This window comes from Allobosea sp. TAB14 (assembly GCF_052113865.1).
In the GTDB taxonomy this organism is placed as follows: domain Bacteria; phylum Pseudomonadota; class Alphaproteobacteria; order Rhizobiales; family Beijerinckiaceae; genus Allobosea; species Allobosea spartocytisi.
In genome coordinates this window covers 19705-38381 of record NZ_JBFRDQ010000023.1, presented here as the reverse complement: position 1 = coordinate 38381, position 18677 = coordinate 19705, and the positions used below count along the sequence as shown (strand labels likewise).

At 67.5% G+C, this 18677-nt stretch carries 15 protein-coding genes; 4 read left to right on the top strand and 11 right to left on the bottom strand.

Translation table 11 applies throughout. The features are described 5' to 3' along the window. The first annotated feature begins 14 nt into the window (after window positions 1-14). Window positions 15-302: a 50S ribosomal protein L28 gene (rpmB, locus tag AB4Y99_RS05555; protein ID WP_038363751.1), complete on the top strand. Its 288-nt coding sequence runs from the start codon at window positions 15-17 to the stop codon at window positions 300-302. A gap of 173 nt (window positions 303-475) precedes the next feature. On the opposite strand, the gene AB4Y99_RS05550 is transcribed toward rpmB, so the two are convergent. From AB4Y99_RS05550 to AB4Y99_RS05500, 11 genes are all read right to left on the bottom strand, one after another. Further along, window positions 476-1474 (bottom strand): esterase-like activity of phytase family protein, encoded by a 999-nt coding sequence (locus AB4Y99_RS05550; RefSeq protein WP_441522645.1) that lies wholly within the window; start codon window positions 1472-1474, stop codon window positions 476-478. Next, window positions 1474-3372, bottom strand: a complete 1899-nt coding sequence (cobT, locus tag AB4Y99_RS05545) for a cobaltochelatase subunit CobT (protein WP_113254935.1) — start codon at window positions 3370-3372, stop codon at window positions 1474-1476. The genes AB4Y99_RS05550 and cobT overlap by 1 nt, the downstream gene beginning before the upstream one ends. Beyond that, window positions 3369-3785, bottom strand: a complete 417-nt coding sequence (locus AB4Y99_RS05540) for a GNAT family N-acetyltransferase (protein WP_038363747.1) — start codon at window positions 3783-3785, stop codon at window positions 3369-3371. Before AB4Y99_RS05540 ends, cobT begins: the two co-directional genes overlap by 4 nt. 8 nt (window positions 3786-3793) lie before the next feature. After that, window positions 3794-4144 (bottom strand): GFA family protein, encoded by a 351-nt coding sequence (locus AB4Y99_RS05535; RefSeq protein ID WP_038363746.1) that lies wholly within the window; start codon window positions 4142-4144, stop codon window positions 3794-3796. Window positions 4145-4160: 16 nt separating this feature from the next. Next, window positions 4161-5147 carry a cobaltochelatase subunit CobS gene (gene cobS, locus AB4Y99_RS05530; protein WP_038363744.1) on the bottom strand — a complete coding sequence of 329 codons (987 nt, stop codon included), beginning with the start codon at window positions 5145-5147 and terminating at the stop codon, window positions 4161-4163. A gap of 165 nt (window positions 5148-5312) precedes the next feature. Continuing rightward, a complete protein-coding gene (locus AB4Y99_RS05525; RefSeq protein WP_441522644.1) occupies window positions 5313-6509 on the bottom strand; it encodes a glycosyltransferase family protein in 1197 nt (398 codons plus the stop codon). Beyond that, window positions 6506-7756 (bottom strand): glycosyltransferase family 4 protein, encoded by a 1251-nt coding sequence (locus tag AB4Y99_RS05520; protein ID WP_441522643.1) that lies wholly within the window; start codon window positions 7754-7756, stop codon window positions 6506-6508. Before AB4Y99_RS05520 ends, AB4Y99_RS05525 begins: the two co-directional genes overlap by 4 nt. Next, on the bottom strand, window positions 7753-8415 hold the full coding sequence (locus AB4Y99_RS05515) for a class I SAM-dependent methyltransferase (RefSeq protein ID WP_441522642.1): 663 nt from the start codon (window positions 8413-8415) through the stop codon (window positions 7753-7755). Before AB4Y99_RS05515 ends, AB4Y99_RS05520 begins: the two co-directional genes overlap by 4 nt. 87 nt (window positions 8416-8502) lie before the next feature. Then, entirely contained in the window at window positions 8503-10320 is a 1818-nt protein-coding gene (locus AB4Y99_RS05510) for an adenylate/guanylate cyclase domain-containing protein (RefSeq protein ID WP_441522641.1), read from the bottom strand. 13 nt (window positions 10321-10333) lie between these two features. Next, window positions 10334-10786, bottom strand: a complete 453-nt coding sequence (locus tag AB4Y99_RS05505; protein WP_038363736.1) for a Crp/Fnr family transcriptional regulator — start codon at window positions 10784-10786, stop codon at window positions 10334-10336. Next, on the bottom strand, window positions 10783-13518 hold the full coding sequence (locus tag AB4Y99_RS05500; protein WP_441522640.1) for an ABC transporter transmembrane domain-containing protein: 2736 nt from the start codon (window positions 13516-13518) through the stop codon (window positions 10783-10785). Before AB4Y99_RS05500 ends, AB4Y99_RS05505 begins: the two co-directional genes overlap by 4 nt. Before the next feature lie 166 nt (window positions 13519-13684). Here AB4Y99_RS05500 and AB4Y99_RS05495 point away from each other — a divergent pair, with 166 nt between their 5' ends. From AB4Y99_RS05495 to AB4Y99_RS05485, 3 genes are all read left to right on the top strand, one after another. Further along, a complete protein-coding gene (locus AB4Y99_RS05495; protein WP_441522639.1) occupies window positions 13685-14677 on the top strand; it encodes a heparin lyase I family protein in 993 nt (330 codons plus the stop codon). Window positions 14678-14775: 98 nt separating this feature from the next. Continuing rightward, the gene (locus AB4Y99_RS05490; RefSeq protein WP_441522638.1) at window positions 14776-16656 is read left to right on the top strand and encodes an ABC transporter ATP-binding protein; all 1881 of its coding nucleotides are present in this window, start codon (window positions 14776-14778) and stop codon (window positions 16654-16656) included. Between the two features lie 83 nt (window positions 16657-16739). Next, window positions 16740-18656 (top strand): ABC transporter substrate-binding protein, encoded by a 1917-nt coding sequence (locus tag AB4Y99_RS05485; protein ID WP_441522647.1) that lies wholly within the window; start codon window positions 16740-16742, stop codon window positions 18654-18656. Window positions 18657-18677 lie beyond the last annotated feature (21 nt).

Sequence of the window (18677 nt, the reverse complement as noted above, 5' to 3'; positions counted from 1 at the left end):
AAGGAACGATTGCCATGGCCCGCCGTTGCGAACTGACCGGGAAAGCCACCCAGAGCGGCCACCTCGTCAGCCACTCGAACCGCAAGACGAAGACCGTCTTCCGCCCGAACCTCGTCAATGTGACGCTGCAGTCGGACGCGCTCGGCCGTTCGGTGCGCCTGCGCATCTCGGCCAACGCCCTGCGTTCGGTCGAGCATCGCGGCGGCCTCGACGCCTTCCTGCTCAAGGCTGCGGCCGACGACCTCTCGGTCGGCGCTCTCGGCCTGAAGCGCGACCTCGAGAAGAAGCTCGCTGCCAATTGAGCGGGTTTTCATCTCGGGTTTGAACGAAGCGGCCGCAAGGCCGCTTTTTTCGTTGGCGAATGAGGCGTCATTCTCGGGCGAAACGTAGCGCAGACCCGAGAATCTCGGGACGAGAAGGCATCGGAACTTCATTCGGCAAGAGATGGTCGGGTCAAGCCCGACCATGACGCCCACTATGCGACCAACTCGAATTCCAGCAGCAGCGTGCGCTGCAGGATCGAGAAATTATCGTCCGAGATCAGGGTSAGRATCGTCCGCCCCTGATCCAGATGGACAGAGAGCCCTTCCATATTGTCGATCTCGAAACCGAGATCGGCCTCGATCAGGTAGGGCCCGTCGAGCAGCGCGCCGGGCTTGAGGTCTCGCCCGGCGATTCGCCGGATCCGCATGCCGACGCCACGCCACGGCCTGTACCAGCGCTCCAGCACCAGCATGTCGCCGGAGGGCAGGAAGGCGAGATCGGTGATGTCGTAGCCGTCATGGCGCACGACCTTGAACAGCCCCGGCCGGCCGGGGCTCAGGATCACCCCCAGCGTCGGCTCGTTCTCACGGCCAGAGCGCTCGGCGATCGCGACCACGGTGCCGGCAAGCGGCCCCGCCGGCACCACGCCGACCGCCTCCAGGCTGCGGTTGCTCGGCAGGCGCTTGACCTCGGGCGGCACCGGCAGCGAGCGCGCCCGCGCCTCGACGCCCTCCCCGGCCCAGTCGAAGCGCAGCACCTCATGCGTGCGCTCGACGCCGACATAAGCGACGCCATCGGCAATCGCGAGGCTCTCCGTATCGAAGGAGCGCGTGCGCGCCAGCGGCCGCCCCGAGGCGCCGAGAATGGGTGCCATCTCGGCGCTCCCCAGCCCGACCAGCCGCCCAGCGTCCGAGGCGACCTTCGCCGTCAGCCAATAGCCGCGATCACTGACCGAAACGAGTTCGCGCCCATCGACGGAACGCCACAGCCCGGAGAACCCGCCGAAGCGCGGATGGCTGCAGGACAGCACGAGCCCGCCGCGAAACTGCAAGGCGCCGAAGCGCCGCTTCTCAGGGCTGCGCGGCTCGAAGGCGGCGATGCGCCGCGCGCCGATCTCGACGGAAAAGCGATTCTGCTCGATCGCCTGCGCCGCCGGTGGCAGCGCGAGCGAACCCAGCCCTGCCAGCAGGCCGCGACGGCTGAGGCGCATCAGTGCAGGCGGCGCGAGCCGGAAGCGGATCCGGAAGCCGGGCCATCTTCCTCGAACAGCTCGGCGAGCTTCTCGGTCATCACGCCGCCGAGCTCCTCGGCATCGACGATGGTGACGGCGCGGCGGTAATAGCGCGTGACGTCATGGCCGATGCCGATGGCGATCAGCTCGACCGGTGAGCGCGTCTCGATCTCGGCGATGACATGGCGCAGATGCCGCTCCAGATAGTTGCCGGCATTGACCGAGAGCGTGGAATCATCGACCGGCGCGCCGTCCGAGATCACCATCAGGATCTTGCGCTGCTCGGGCCGGCCGAGCAGGCGCTTATGCGCCCAGTCCAGCGCCTCGCCGTCGATGTTCTCCTTGAGCAGCCCCTCGCGCATCATCAGGCCGAGATTCTTGCGCGCACGCCGCCAGGGTGCGTCCGCCGCCTTGTAGATGATGTGCCTGAGATCGTTCAGGCGGCCCGGATTGGCCGGCTTGCCCGATTGCAGCCAGGCCTCGCGCGAAAGCCCGCCCTTCCAGGCGCGCGTGGTGAAGCCGAGCAATTCGACCTTGACGCCGCAGCGCTCCAGCGTCCGCGCCAGGATGTCGGCGCAGGTCGCCGCGACCGTGATCGGCCGGCCGCGCATCGAGCCGGAATTGTCGATCAGCAGCGTGACGACCGTATCGCGGAAATTCACATCCGATTCCTGCCGGAAGGAGAGCGGCTGGAACGGGTCGATGATGATGCGCGGCAGGCGGGCCGGATCGAGCGCGCCCTCCTCCAGGTCGAACTGCCAGGAGCGGTTCTGCTGCGCCATCAGGCGCCGCTGCAGCCGGTTTGCAAGCCTCGCGACGACGCCCTGCAGATGCGCGAGCTGCTTGTCGAGATAGGCGCGCAGGCGGGTCAATTCCTCGGCGTCGCAGAGCTCCTCGGCCGTGACGACCTCGTCGAACTTGACCGTATAGGCCTTGTAGTCCGTCGCCAGGCGGCCGTCATTCTTGCCTTCGCGCGGGCGTGGCGCCTCGCCGGCTTCCTCGGATTCGGAGTTCTCGTCCTCCTCCTCCCAGTCGCCCGCCGGCGCGTCGGATGATTCGGAGGCGCCCTCCTGCAATTCCTCGGTCGCGTCCTCGCTGACCTCGACCTCGGAGCGGTCGGAGCCGCTCTCCTGGTCGGACTCGCCTTCCTGCTGCTGCTGATCCTCGGAGGACTGATCCTGATTGTCCTCGTCCTCCTCGGATTCGTCGCCCTGCGCGCTCTGGTCGGCCATGTCGAGCGCCGCCAGCATGTCGCGCACCGTGCGGGCGAAGCCGCGCTGGTCCTCGATGGTCTTCGACAGCCGGTCGAGATCGTCCCCGGCCTTGGCCTCGATCTGCTCGCGCCAGAGCTCGACGATCTTTTCGGCCGCCTTGGGCGGCTTCAGCCCCGTCAGCCGCTCGCGCACCATGAGCGCCACCGCATCCTCGAGCGGCGCATCGGCCCGGTCGGTGATCTCCTCATAGCGCCCGCCGCGGTGATAGCGGTCCTCCAGCATCGCGGAGATGTTGCCGGCCATGCCGGACATGCGCCGCGCGCCGATGCACTCGACCCGCGCCTGCTCGACCGCGTCGAAGACGGCGCGCGCCGCATCGCCTTCTGGGGCGGCGCGGCGGTGGATTGCAGCATCATGGCAGGCGAGACGCAACGCCATCGAATCGGCGTGCCCGCGCAACACCGCGACATCGCCGGCCGTCAGCTTGCGCGGCGGCTCGGGCAGGCGTGCCCGCTCGCCGACCAGCGAAGGCTTGTCGGCGGCGAAGACGATTTCCATCTCCGGCTTGCGCGCGATGGCCTTCATCGCACCGGAAATCGCCCGCTTCAGCGGCTCGGCCGGGGCTTCCTTCGGCGTTCCGGGCTTGCGGTTCGAGATGCTCATAGCGCCTTCGTGAAATGATGCAGCGTTTGACCGGCCACCGGATAGTTCTCCATCCGACCGCACTCGCGATAGCCCAGCTTGGGGTAGAAATCAGGAGCCTGGATGCTCATCGTCGAGAGATAGACGCCACGTGCGCCATAATCCCTCGCCCGCTGCTCGGCCTCGGCCATGATGGCCGCGCCCTGTCCCGCACCGCGCTGGCTTTCGTCGATCCAGAACAGGTCGACATGGAGCCATTCCCACTTCAGCTCGCCGACCAGCCCACCGAGGATCGCGCCATCCGCATCGCGCAGGCTGATCGTCAGCGGCTTGCCGTTGCGCGGGCCGACCCTCGACTGGTTATGGGCGCTCAGGCCGCGCAACACCGCGGCACGCGTCTCGTCCTGCTCGGGCTCGACCGTGATCGCGACCATCGCTCCCCCTAGCGCGAGCGCCCGTCATAGGCCGTCGGCGACAATTCGGTCGGCTCGACGCCGACGAGGCAGCGCACATTCACCGCGACCATCGGCGTGCCGTCGGGCCCATTCGCCTTGGCAAAGGATTCGATGCCGCAGGTCTCGCAGAACAGATGCTGGATCTTCTGCGTGTGGAAGCGGTACTCGGTCAGCGCATCCTCGCCCTTGGTCAGGGCAAATGAGCTCGCGGGCGAGAACGCGAGAATCGAGCCACGGCGCTGGCAGTAGGAGCAGTTGCAGGTGAGCGTCTGCCCGAGATCGGCTTCGACCTCGTAGGCGACCCGCCCGCAGTGGCAGCTTCCCTGATACTGCGCCATGGCTCGTATCCTCTCGTTAGCTGAGGACCACGTTCGCCGCGCTCTCCGGCAGTTCCTTGCCGAAAGAGCGCTGGAAGAACTCGGCCACCAGCGTGCGCTCCATCTCGTCACACTTGTTCAGGAAGGTGACGCGAAAGGCGAAGCCGATATCGCCGAAGATCGCCGCGTTCTCGGCCCAGGTGATGACGGTACGCGGGCTCATCACGGTCGAGAGATCGCCGTTCATGAAGGCGTTGCGGGTGAGATCGGCGACGCGGACCATCTTGTTGACGATGTCCTTGCCCTCCGGGCTCTTCTGGTAGTGCTTCGACTTCGCCAGAACGATCGCGACCTCGTTGTCATGAGGCAGGTAGTTCAGCGTGGTCACGATCGACCAGCGGTCCATCTGGCCTTGGTTGATCTGCTGCGTGCCGTGATAGAGGCCGGACGTGTCGCCGAGGCCGACCGTGTTGGCGGTGGCGAACAGCCGGAACGCCCCATGCGGGCGGATGACGCGCTTCTGGTCGAGCAGGGTGAGCTTGCCGGACTGCTCCAGCACGCGCTGGATCACGAACATCACGTCCGGGCGGCCGGCATCGTACTCGTCGAAGACGAGCGCGATGTTGTTCTGCAGCGCCCAGGGCAGGATGCCGTCCTGGAATTCGGTGATCTGCTTGCCTTCCTTCAGCACGATCGCGTCCTTGCCGACGAGGTCGAGGCGCGAGACATGGCTGTCGAGGTTGACGCGCACGCAGGGCCAGTTCAGCCGGGCGGCGACCTGCTCGATATGGGTCGACTTGCCGGTGCCGTGATAGCCCGAGATCATGACGCGGCGGTTATGCGCGAAGCCGGCGAGGATCGCGATCGTGGTGTCGCGATCGAAACGGTAATCCGGGTCGAAATCCGGCACATGCGGATCGGCTACCGAAAAGGCCGGCACCTCGAGATCCGTGTCGATCCCGAAGGTCTGGCGCACCGACAGCTTCATGTCGGGCAATCCGGGCGCGGTCGTCGTCGTCATCATCGTGTCTCCGGGCGCAGGGCCTTGACCGGAAGTTGCCGGTTACCCAGTGCCGACCGAGGAGGGAGGCGGATCATCCCTCATTAGAGCGAAAGACCGGAAGCGGCAATTCGCAAAGCTGCACCCCAGCCCTCGCAAAGGGCATGCCGGCTCAGTGTCCCGGACATCTCAACGCCGCTCCCGCAGCAGCCGTTTCACCGCCGCGACGGCGCGTCCTCCGTCATCGGGCCGAAACCCGCCGGCCGGAACGGGGCGCCCGATCTGCGTCTCGACGGCGCGAGCCAGCCCCTCGGCTGTCAATGGCTCGGCGCCCGACAGCCGCAGGCACAGGGCTAGTCCCGCCCGTCCCAGCGCCTCGGCCCGGACAGACTGCTCCGTCTCCGCCCCCGCATCGAAAGGCACGACGATGGCCGGCCGCCGCGCCGCGATCAGATCGAGCACAGTGTTGTAGCCGGCCTGGCTGATCGAGACGGCACAGCGGGCGAGCAGAGTCGGGAAATCAGGCCGAGCCCGCTCGACGATAGCATTGTCAGGTGCCGAGGCCACAAGCTGCCGGAACGCCTCCTCCGCCACGCTGCGCCCGACGAGAATGCGCCAGCGCCGCACAGCCGGCCCGAACCGCGCGGCGGCGAGAGCAAGCTCGAATAGCGGCAGCGCGGCGGCCGAGCCGCCGCCGGAGACGACGATCTCGTCCCTCCCCTCCAAGCCCTCATCCTGAGGAGCCATTTCGCCGGAGATGGCGTTTCGAAGGATGCTTGGAGCAGGCTTCGGCTTGTCCGCGAGATAGCCCGTGTAGCGCAGCTTGGCCCTGAGCCCGGCATCGACCGGCCAGGATCGGTCCAGCGGCAGGAAATCGTCCTCGCCATGGACCAGCACGGCATCGAACAGCCCTGCGATACGCTCATGCGCCTCGGCGATGCGCGTGGGCTTGGGCGTCACCAGCACGTCCCGCACCGAGGTCAGCACCAGAGCAGCCGAGTTCACCGCCTTCGCGGCCGCAATCGCAATCAGGAATTCCTCAGCCAGTTGCCGGCGGCCGAAGGGGAAATGCTCGGTGATGACAACGTCCGGCAGCAAACGCGTCGCCAGCGCTTCCAGCATGGCGATGCGCGCGGCCATCCGCCCGGCCTCGACTGGCCGCCCCGCCTCATCGAGCAAGCTGCGGAAATCGACGCCCTCGGTCCTGACCGGCGGCAATTGCACGAAAGCGAAGGGCTCCCCCTCCATCGACCGCAGCGTCATGCCGCCGCTGGCGAGCGTCACCGCGAAGCCGCCGCGCACCAGTGCCCGGGCCAGATGCGCCGCCCGCACCAGATGCCCGCTGCCGAGCAGATGCGTGACGACGATCAGGACCGTGCCGCTCATGCGCGCTCGCCCGACGAGGCCCGCAGCATGCCGGCGATCCGATCGAGTCCAGCCGCCGCCGAGAAGGATGTCGTCAACCGTTCGAAGGCGGCCTCGCCCAGCGCCGCGCGCTTCTCCGGCGAGCCGGCGAGCTCGGCCAGCGCCATCGCCAATCCATCGACATCGCCGGGCGGCACGAGCAGCCCTTCGACGCCCGGCCGCACGAATTCGGGAATGCCAGCGAAATCGGTCGCGACGATCGGCAGCTTCTGGCTCGCCGCCTCCATCACGACGTTGGGCAGGCCGTCGCGGTCGCCATCTCCCGCCTGTTTGGAAGGCAGCACGAAGATATCGGCCTCCTGCAAGGCGGCGATCACCTCGCCCTGCGCCTTCGGCCCCGCCCAGACGATCCGGTCCGCGAGGCCCAGCGCCTGCGCCTGTTCCTTGAGCGCCTTCAGCATCTCGCCGCCGCCGATATGGGTCAGCCGCCACTGCAGCAGGCGGGGCAGTCGTGCCAGCGCGTTCAGCAGATCGTCGAAGCCTTTCTTGGCGACGGCGCGCCCGACCGTGACGAAACGCACCGGATCGGCCGCATCCGCTCCGTCGCGCAGCGAACGGGCGATGGGCGCTGGAAAGCGCGTGAGCTCGAGCCCGTGATAGACCAATGCGACCTTGCCCGGCGGATCGGAGAGCCGCTCCAGCTCGCCATGCCCATCCTGCGTGCAGGTGACGCCCCAGGCGGCATCAGCGATCTTCTCGCGCTTCTCCCAGTCGGGCGTCGTCCAGATGTCCTTGGCATGGGCGGAGAAGGACCAGCTCAGGCCCCGAAGCATCGCCGCGTAGCGGATGACCGAGGCCGGCGTGTGCAGATAATGCACATGCAGATGCCGGATATCGGCGGGCAATTCCCACGCCATGACGCAGGCCTGGCCAAAGCGGCGCCAGCGGTTGCGCGTGCGGTCGCGGGCGAGATCGCGCAGGAAGACCGGCAGCAGCCGCACCAGCCCCGGCCGCAGCAGCGCGGCGAGAATGCCGCGTGCCACGCGCGCCCACTCGTCATGCAGATATTCCGGCAGATAGCGCAGCGGTGCCGTGATCTGCTTGTGCATCAGATGCCGGTCAGCATCGGTCGGGTGGCGCAGCGACCAGATCTCGAAGGGGACGTCGCGCTGCTGCAATCCCAGCAGCTCCTGCGCGATGAAGGTTTCCGACAGGCGCGGATAACCTTTCATCGCGATCGCGATGCGCGGCGGAGCAGAACGGCTCATCGCCGGCCGATCAGCATGAAGCGGGTGTAGTTCTTCGTCGGCCGCGCGCCCGCGAACCAGATCTCCGCCAATCCCGCCTGCTCGCGAAAGGCGTCGAGCGAAGGCACGCAGCTGCGATGGTCGGGCTCCCGATAATAGTCGTTCGACTGCAGCAGCAGCGGCAGCCCGGCCGGCAAGCTTGCAAGCCAGCCCGGCACGTCGTCGAGATGCTCGCAGCTCGTGTTGACGACGAGTCCCGGTGCCGGCGAAAGCGCGGCGAAATCCAGCTCCGTCATGTCGGCGGTCACGGCCCGGAAGCGGCCGGTGGCGACATGGCGATGGTTCAGCGTCTCGGCCACCGGCGCGCAGGTGGGATCAATGTCGAGGCTGACGACCTGCCTGATATCGAGCCGGTCGTCGTCGAGCAGCAGCGCGCCGAGCACGCCATACCAGGCGCCGAGCACCCAGACCGGGCCATCGGGCCTGGGCAAGGTCTCGGCCAGTGCCTCGACCAGCCACTGCTTCGAGGCGATCTGCTTGTGGTTGCAGGCGATCGAGAGGTCGGGCGGCGCGCCCTTGCCGTAGAGCCGGGCGATGTCGCCGACGATACGGTTGCCCGACAGGGCCGCCATGCCCTTCAGCAGGTCGTGGAAAGCCTCGACGGGCGGTTCTGGCGTCATGGTTCATTCGGATAGGATGAGGGCGGGCGGACCATAGAGGCGGTCATGACCCATGGATAGGGGGCGCGAAAGCCCGAGCCGGCAGGCTCAGGGCGCGGGCGGCTTCGGGGGCGCAGCGTCGGAAGCCCCTTCCGGTCCTGCCTCTGCGACCGCAGCCACCTCGCCGCCGGCCGTGGCGCCCGACGGGGCCGCCGCAACGGCCGCGCTCTCCCGCTTGCGCTTGGCGATCTCGGGCGCGCTGGCGAAGCCATAGGCGATGAGGGGCTTCTCGCGCCCCTTGATCGCGATCTTGAGAGCGGTCGTGCCGGCATAGCTGCGCCCGCTCGCCCGGATGGTGTCCTCCGAGACGACGACATCGGCGAGCACCCGGCGCGTCGCCGATTCGAGCTGGCTCGCGATCATCACCGTCTCGCCGACCGTGATCTCGCGCCGGCCGAGATTATCGTTCCCGACCGCGCCGGTGATGGCGTTGCCGGTGTGGATGCCGATGCCGATCCTGAGCGGCAAAGGCAGCGCGGCGCCGAACTCGCGGTTGAGCGCCTCGACGGCGCGCACGATGTCGGCCGCGGCCGCGATCGCCGCTTGCGCGGCCCTGGCCTGCGAGCCCTCCAGGCCGAAAACCGCCATGAAGCCGTCGCCATAGAAGGCGTCGATGCGCCCCTCATGGGCGGTGATCGCCTGGCCCATCTCGTCGAAGAAGCGATTCAGCAGGCCGATGAGCTCCTGCGGCAATTGCCGCTCGGACAGGGCGGAGAAGGCCCTGAGATCCGCCACCACCACGGTCAGGTCGCGCTTGCCCATGGTCGCGTCCGGCTCGAGGCCGCGCCCCGGCGCGGCGTTGAGGCGCGAGGCGAGCAGGATCTGGACCTGGAGATCGTCGCGCGGCCGGATCTGGCATGCCAACCTGACGCGATCGGGCGCCGAGATTCGCCGCAGCAGCTTGGCCTCGTTGGCCGTCGGCGGCGGCAGGGTGTCCGCGCCGTCGATCACCAGGACGCGGCAGGTGGCGCAGCGCGCCCTGCCGCCGCAGAGCGCCGCATGGGGAATGCCGAAACGGCGGAACATCTCCAGCACGGTCGGGCCCGGAGCCAATCGCCGCGTGCCGTGCCCGACGAAGCGCATCGTGATCTGCCGCGTGGTCCGCACCCTGATCTCGCGCGCGCCGACGAACAGCACGAAAGAGCCGACGAGGCCGTAGAACAGCCCCTTCGCCCAGGTCACGTTGAAGTCGAACATCGACTCCTGCGCCTGGCTGATCCGCTCGGGCGGCAGCGCCATCTGCAGCGCCTCGCGCGCACCGACCGCGAAGCCGATCAGCGCCAGCAGCGGCACCAGGATCGCCGCCAGCAGGAAGACGTCGCGCCAGTGCCGGTAACTGTCCCGCGAGCGCAGCAGGAAATGGATGCCGATCATCCCATGCGTCCAGACCAGCAGAAGCAGGAGGGACTGCGACAGGGCCAGGCGCGGCCACAGCCGCCGCAGCATCGAATGATAGCTCTCGTCGACCTGGAAATAGGCCCCCATCACCCGCGTGCTGATGATGTGATCGACGAGCAGCAGCGGGATCGCGAGGCCGAGCGCGATCTGGAGCATCTCCCGGACCGGCATCTTGAAGGTGCGGCGCTGCGCGACCCGCACCAGCGCGAAGAGCGGATGGACGATGAAAGAACCGTAGAGCGCCACCGTGCCGGGCCAGGTGTGCCAGAACCAGTAACGCCAGTTCTGCACCGCCTCCATGGCCTGCAGCCCGAAGATGCCGACGGCGTGATTGATGAAATGCGTGGTCGCGAAAGCCAGCAGGATCAGCCCGGAAACCAGGCGGATGTCGCGGCTCCAGGACGATACTTGCTGCATGCCGGCGTCCATGGCTGCCCGCCTGGCGCCGGCGATCTGTGGCAAACTCATACGCTGGCCTGCTTCATAAAACCGGTTCGTCCTCGTGCAGCAGGACGTTTGCCAGGCGCGCCACGCGGTCGGCCAGATCCCGGCAGATGGCAAGGCTGAACTCCGGCACGGTCTGCAGCAGCTCGAAGAACAGATCCTTCGGGATCCGCAGGGCCAGCACGTCGGAGCCGGCCGTGACCTTGCCGAGGAAGCGCTTGCCGCTCAGCAGCGAGACGTCGCCGATGATGCTGCCCGCCTCCTTCTGGAAGCGGCGGCCGCCGCCGTCCTCGCGCTTCTGCGAGAACTCAACTTCACCCCGGAGGATGACATAGACCCCGTCGGGCCGGTCCTGGTCGCGGACGAGCAGCGTTCCGGCTGGAAAGCTCAGCCGCTCGCCCATCAACGCCACGAGCTTGAGGCGGGACGGCGGCAGCTCGCGGAACAGCGGCAGTTCACGCAGGCAGGCGATATCGGTTTCGAGCGTCATGACCGTACCTCCATCCGCTGGACATCCTCGAAGCGAGGCGGCTGCCGGCCGGCATCGTTCGCCGCCTCCGGCAAGGCTCCGGCCTCGACCGAGCCGGTCGAGCCGTGGAAGACCACCCGCAACGGAACGTCCTCGACCAGATTAGCATCTCCCACAAGAAGAAACAGCGTCATGCCGCTGCAATAGCCGCGCAGGCGGGCGACGATGCCGGCGGGATCGTCCGATATCGCCAAAAGCCCGGTGACGTCGAGCACCGCAATCTGCGGCGCCTTGATCAGGGCCTGCATCAGCGGGATCGCCTGGCGCAGCCGCGCCGGCAGATAACGCCCCCGGATGCCGCTTTCCGTGTCGAGCCCCAAGCGATAGAGCGCGCCCTCGAGCCCGGCGCGCGACAGCGCCCGATGAACCACATCGGCGACCTTGCGCTCGGCATCAACGACCCCGTAGCCGATACGGCCGAACAGCAGGTTGTCGCGCACGCTGGCGCCGAACATCACCTTGTCGGGGTCATAGAAATCGACATCGTCCACCGCATTGGCCGGCAGATGCTTGCGGAAGCTGGCGCGGGCCCGCAGAATCCGCCTTTGCAGGCGCTGGTCGATCAGGTTCAGCCTGTGCTTGGGCTCGATATAGCCGAGTGCAAGCGCGACGAGATCGCGCTCGCTCTCCTGATCGAGCGGCGAGCGCATGTCCTGCTTCGCCAGGATATCCGAAAGCTCGCCCAGCCGCTCCAGCTCGAAATTGGCCCCGAAGGAATAGCGCTCGAACAGCGCATGGCCCTGCGGCAGCCCTGCGAAGATTTCGACCACGGTCGCGACGATCCGCGCCCCGATCTCCGCCAGCGGCTCGATCAAGGCCTCCGCCTTCAGGATCGCATGGGCGTAGGGCTCGAACAGCAAGGTCGCATTGTCGAAGCGCGGCGTCGTCCGCGTCCCGAAGATCAGGTTTTCCGCCACGCTCGCATTGGCGTTGTAGCGATCGGCGACGAAGGGCTCGATCAGCTCGCCGAGATCGGTGCGCGCGAGCTCGTGGGCGACCGCGCGACGCGCCTCGATCAGGCGCTGCGTCCCCTCCTCGCTGAGCGGCGGCATCACCTTGCCGCCGAGGCCGAGGCTGTAGACGTCCTCGGTGCAGCCCAGCACGTCGAGGAGCTCACGCACCCGCTTGGCGAGCGCGCCCCGGTCGCCCAGGCCCGCGCCGTCGTAATCGGTCCAGTCCGCCTCGAAGGGAAAGGGCGAATTGCCCGAGCGTATCGCCTCGACGAAGTGGCGGTGCTCGGCCGGCGTGACCGCACCCACCGGCTTCAGGGCCGGGYGGTGCCGCTGCAGCGGCAGCAGGATGTTGTCGCGCATCGACCCCGCGATGATCTCGGCCTCGTCGCCGGCATAGCCGATAATGTGGCTCGCACGCTCGACCGACATGGCCGCGAGCGGCTCCCCGTCAATCAGGACGCGGCCAGTATAGTTGGTGGCCTGGCGGCCGAGGATGCGCCCGAGCACATCCTTGCCGCCGCCATGGGGCCCGACGACCGCGACGATGCCGGGGCGTGGCACGCCGAAGGAGAGCGGCGTCAGCAGGGGCTGGCCGCGATTGTCGAGCAATTGCAGCGCCTCGACCTGGACCTCGCCGGTCGCCGGCAGCGGCGCCACCGCCTTCTCCTCGTCGAGCACCAGCGTGTCGTCGCTGTTGAACTGCGAGATGACCTGATCGTATTTGATGGTGACGTCGTTGCGCTGCTGATCCCAGTCGATCAGTTCCTTGATCGGCGGCGGCAGGTCGCGATAGGCGGCGATCACGGCGACGAGCTGGCCGATGTCGAGCCGCCCCTGCAACGCGAAATAGCCGCCGATCGCGTAGAAGAAGAACGGCGTGACCTGAGCCAGCAGGTTGTTCAGGAACTTGACCGCGAATTTGCGCTTGTAGAGCGCGTAGCGGATGTCGAGGAGACGCCCGAGCCGCCCGGCGATGTCGGACTGGACATAGGCCGTCGCGCCATGCGCCTGGATCATCGGCCCGGCATCGACGATCTCGCCGATGCGCCCGGCGAGCTGGCGCGAGACGATCTGCCTCTGGCGCCCGAGCCGAAGCTGCTCMCGCCGCAGGATCGGGATGATGATCGCCTGSGCSAKMACGATSARCAGYGCGATCGAGCCCAGCCAGAMGCTYTGCRCCATGATGAARACSAGCGCCGTCAGTGCCTGGCTGAGCAGGAAGACCGGCTGGATGAAGGCGTCGCCGACGAAGCTGCCGACCGGCTCGACCTCGTCCTTGATCATGCTCGCGATCTCGGCCGGTTTGACCGCCCGGATATCCTCCGGCCGGAAGCGCATGAGCTGGCTGAATAGGTCGTAGCGCATGCGCCKCAGCATSCGCTCGCCGAGGATGCCCTTGCGCACGTTGATGACGTATTTGAAGGCGCCGTTGATCAGGACGAGCAGCAGGAAATAGCTGGAAAGCCCGATCAGCAGGCCGAGCTGCCCGACCTGGAAGCCCTCGAACAGCTTGACGCTGGCGCCGCCCAGCCAGGACGGCAGGCGCAGCGTGAGGTCCATCAGGGTCGCGGTGGTGTGGCCGCCCTTGAAGGCGCCGCCCTGGATCGCGTCGTTGACGATGCGCTTGGGAACGTCGAACGAAGCCCAGTTGAACGGGATCGACACGAGGATGATCGCCAGGACGACGATCTGCTCGCCGCGACTCTTCTGCCAGATGTAGCGGAAAAGGTTGGGCTCCAAAGGAGACGATCCTGTTCGGCGCGGACACGCGCCCGATTGTATTATGCCCCGCAGACCGCACCCCGCGGGTGTCCATATATGGTTAGTACGCGGTGCTGTACAATGTGCGTCGGTTAGCGGCGAAAGCGTGGATCGGCGACGGGGCCGGTCGCATGCGGGGGGATATATGGGCGATCTTGCCGTCAGGCATCGGCTCGGGCGCGCGGCGTTGCTGTCGCTGCTCCTGCTCTCGGCGGCGCAGCCCGCTGCGACGACACCCCCGACCGATCCGGCCGACCTCGTCCTGACCGATGGCTTCGAGCAGCGCGGTTTCGCGCCCGAAGGCGGCCTTTTCTACAAGGACAACCCCGAACAGCGTGGCGGGCAGGTTGTTTTCGGCACGCGCTCGCCCTTGCGCGGGCGGGGCGAGCTGACCCTGACGGCAATGCCGTCCTGCGATCCGCGCGCCAGGGCCTGCAGCGAGCGCGCCGAAGTCTGGGAGCGCCCGGAGGTTCTCGCCTCCTACTCGCGGACCGTCTGGTACGGCTTCGCCATGCGGCTGAACGATCCGCTGCCGCAGGATGATCGCAGATATGTGATGGCGCAGTGGAAGCGCGAGATCCTGCGCGACGCGCAGGGCGACTTCTCGCCCTTCCTGGCTCTGCGGCTCTACCGGGGCCGTCTCGGCTTCACCGTCGAGACCGACCTGGTCGAATCCTATCCGATCGGCGGCCCGCAGCGCCCGCAAGGCTGCCTGCCCGGAGAGGCGCGCGTGCTCAGCCGACCGCAGGTCCACCAGACACGGGCGTTGGTCGCCATCGAGAGCGGCTCGGTGCCGGAGGAATACCCCTCCTATTTCGGCGYCTGCGCCCCCGGAATCCGGGTGACGCGCCATGCCGACCTGCCTGCGGCCCAGAAAGGCTGGATCGATTTCGTGGTCCGCTCACAGCCCGGCCCGTCCGGCGACGGCCATATCGAGATTCTGGCCGACGGCATCCCGATCGTCACGGTCAAAGGTCACATCGGGCACGCGGCACCGGGCCTCGACCGTAATCAATATTTCAAATTCGGTCCCTATCGCGCCCCGAACGTACAGCCCTGGAGCATCAGCTACGACGATTTCCGCCGCGGCCCGCGTTGCAGCGATGTCATCCGCGCCGGCCAATGTCCGTCCGAGTGATCCGGCTTGCCGAAAGCCATTGGCAAGACGGAACTTTCGACGTCTAGTGACGTCAGGTGAGGGTAAGGACCTCCCGAGGGGAAGTACAAGTTCGGTTCATGGACATTCTTCGCGTTAGCGATCTGCGTATCGGTTTCACGGTCCACGGCCTCGCCCGCGACGTGGTGAAGGGCGTCGGCCTGCGTGTTCCCGCCGGCAAGACGGTCGCACTGGTCGGCGAATCCGGCTCGGGCAAATCGGTGATCTCGCAGGCGATCATGGGGCTGCTGCCGCGCGCGGGCTCCGTCACCGGCGGCGAGATCCTGTTCCGCGACCCGCTCGCGCCCGACGCCGTGATCGACATCGCCGCCCTGCCGCGGGAAGGCCCGGGCATCCGCGCGCTGCGCGGCGGCCGCATCGGCATGATCTTTCAGGAGCCGATGTCCTCGCTCTCGCCGGTCCACACCATCGGCAACCAGATCGAGGAAGCCCTGCTCCTGCACCGCCCGATGCCGAAGGCGCAGGCGCGCGAGCTGATCGAGGCGATGCTCAAGCGCGTCGGCTTCAAGAACCCGCATCGCGCCTCCGGGCTCTACCCCTTCGAATTGTCCGGCGGCCTGCGCCAGCGTGCCATGCTGGCGATGGCGCTGATCTGCCAGCCGGCGCTGCTCATCGCCGACGAGCCGACCACCGCCCTCGACGTCACCATCCAGGCGCAGGTCCTCGACCTGATGCGCGATCTCCAGGCCGAGATGGGCATGGCGATCCTGCTGATCACCCACGATCTCGGCGTCGTCGCCAACATGGCCGACGAGGTCGTCGTCATCTTCCACGGCGAGATCATGGAGCGCGGCCAGGTCGAGGACATCTTCAGGCGCCCGCGCCACCCCTATCTGAAGGCGCTGCTGAAAGCCTCGCCGCATTTCGACATGCAGGAGGGCGAGCGGCTCGTAGCCCTGCGCGAGGCACGGGCCCGCCCGCCCGCCGCGGCGAAGCCAGCGCCCGCGCCGGCCGCCGATGCGGCTCCGCTCCTGCGCGTGCGCAACCTGCACAAGACCTATGTCACCGGCTCGCGCGGCTTCTTCGGCAAGGGCAGCCTTTCCGTCGTCAAGGCGGTCAACGATGTCGGCTTCGATATCCGCCGTGGCGAATGCCTCGGCCTCGTCGGCGAGAGCGGCTGCGGCAAGACCACCGTCAGCAAGATCGTCATGCGCGCCGTCACCGCCGATTCCGGCGAGGTGATCTTCGATGACGGCCAGCGGCGGACCGACGTGCTGGCGCTCGAGGGCGAGGCGCTGCGCGCCTTCCGCCCGCGCGTCCAGATGATCTTCCAGGACCCGGTCTCGTCGCTCTCGCCGCGCATGACCGTGAAGAGCATCCTGCGCGAGCCACTGGTCATCCACGAGCGCGGCGAGGCGCCCGGACAGGCCGAGCGGGTCAAGGCGCTGATGCAGGATGTCGGCCTCGATACCCGTTTCCTCAACCGCTATCCGCATTCCTTCTCGGGCGGCCAGCGCCAGCGCATCGGCATCGCCCGCGCGCTCGCGCTCGATCCCGACCTCATCATCTGCGACGAGCCGGTCTCGGCGCTCGACGTCTCCGTGCAGGCGCAGATCCTCAACCTGCTGAAGGACCTGCAGGCCGAGCGCGGCCTGACCTTCCTGTTCATCTCGCACAACCTCGCGGTCGTGAACTACATGGCCGACCGCATCGCGGTGATGGCCAATGGCCGCATCGTCGAGCTCGCGCCGCGCCACACGCTGTTCACCCGGCCCGTCCATCCCTACACCAAGGCACTGCTGCGCTCGGTGCCCTTCGCCGATCTCGACCGCAAGCTCGACTTCAAGCTGGCCGCGCCCGGCGGTGCCTCGGACGACAGCGGCTGGGGCAGCGCCTTCAAGCACGGGGCGGACGACCGCGAGCTCACGCATCTTGCCCTCGGCGACGGCCATTATGTGCTGGCGCGGCCGAATGCCGATGTGAAGGAGCTGGTGTCGTGACGAAGCGCCGCCTCTCTCCGACGCGCCGCTCGGCGCTGCTTCTGGGAACGGCCACCGCCGCCGGCCTCGGCCTGCCGCGCGCCTTGCACGCCGCGCCCGAGCAGCCTCCCGTCCAGCCTTCCTCTGCCCAGGCTCCCGCCGCCCAGACCCCTGCCGCGATCGACAGCCCGTTCTTCGCCGACCGCGTGGCGGCCGGCGCGCTGCCCCCGGTCGGCGACCGGATTCCGGACGTTCCGCGCGTCATCGACATGGCGAGCCTTGGGCGCAAGGCCGGCCGGCACCGTGGCAATATCCGCCTGCTGATGGGCGACCAGCGCGACCTGCGCATGATGACGCTCTATGGCTATACGCGCCTGGTCGTCTACGACGACAAGCTCGAGCTCGTCCCCGACGTGCTGGAGAGCTTCAACGTCGATGAAGGGCGCATCTTCACGCTGCGCCTCCGGCCCGGGCATTGCTGGTCGGACGGATCGCCGCTGACGAGCGAGGATTTCCGCTACTGGTGGGAGGATGTCGCCAACAACAAGCGCCTGTCGCCGGGCGGGCCGCCTCAGGCGCTGTTCTCGGCGGGCGAACCGCCGGTCTTCGAGATCGTGAGCGAGACCGAGGTCCGCTATAGCTGGAAGGCGCCCAACCCGATCTTCCTGCCGGCTCTGGCCGCCGCCCAGCCGACCTATATCTTCATGCCCTCGCAATATCTGCGGCAATTCCACGAGCGCCACGCGCTGAAGCAGGAGCTCGCCGCGAAGATCAAGGAGAACCGGGTTCGCGACTGGGGCGCCCTGCACGAGCGCAACTCCCGCATGTACCGGCCCGAGAACCCCAAGCTTCCGACCCTCGAGCCCTGGCGCAACACCACGCCCCTGCCCGCCGAGCAGTTCGTTTTCGAGCGCAACGCCTATTTCCACCGCATCGACGAGAATGGCCGGCAACTGCCCTATGCCGACGAGGTGACGATGACGATCGGGACGAGCGCGCTCATCCCAGCCAAGGCCGCGGCCGGCGAGGCCGACCTGCAGGTGCGCTACATCCGCTTCGACAACTACACCTTCCTCAAGGAAGCCTCGAAGCGGATGAATTTCGAGGTCAAGCTCTGGAAGCGGGCAGAGGGCGCCTATTTCGCGCTGCTGCCCAATCTCAACGCCATCGACCCCGTCTGGCGCGACCTCAACCGCGACGTCCGCTACCGGCGGGCGATCTCGGTCGCGATCAGCCGGACCGACGTCAACAAGGTGATATTCTTCGGCCTCGCCCGCGAAAGCGGCAACACGGCCCTGCCGGAAAGCCCGCTCTACGACCCGGCCCTCGCCTCGCTCTGGATCCAGCACGATCCCGGCCTCGCCAACCAGCTCCTCGACGAGATCGGCCTGACCAAGCGGGACGATGACGGCGTGCGCCTCCTGCCCGATGGAAGACGGCTCGAATTCACCATCGAGACCGCAGGCGAGAACACCGAGGAGACCGACATCCTCGACCTGCTGAAGCAGAACTTTCTCGATGTCGGCATCAAGATCTATCCGCGCTCGAGCCAGCGTGACGTCTTCCGGCGTCGCATCGTCGCCGGGCAGACGATCATGTCGGCCTGGGCCGGCATGGACAACGCGCTGGTCACGCCGGAGATGGAGCCGGACGCGCTCGCCCCGACCTCCACCGCCCAGTTCCAGTGGCCGCGCTGGGGCCAGTTCATCGAGACCAATGGCCGCGAAGGCGAGCGCCCGTCGCTCCCCGAGGCGAACGAGCTCGTCAGGCTCTACAACGAATGGCGGATGAGCGTGACGACGGCGCAGCGCCGCGAAATCTGGCAGAAGATGCTGCGGATCAACGCCGAGCAGCTCTTCACCATCGGCGTCATCAACAGCACGCTGCAGCCCATCGTGGTGTCGCGCGACCTCAACAACGTTCCCGATCATGGGCTTTACAGCTTCGAGCCCGGGGCCTTCCTCGGCCGCTACATGCCAGACACCTTCTGGTTTCGTAGAAAGAAAGACGGCGAGGGCTGAGCGGTGCTCTTTCGCTACATC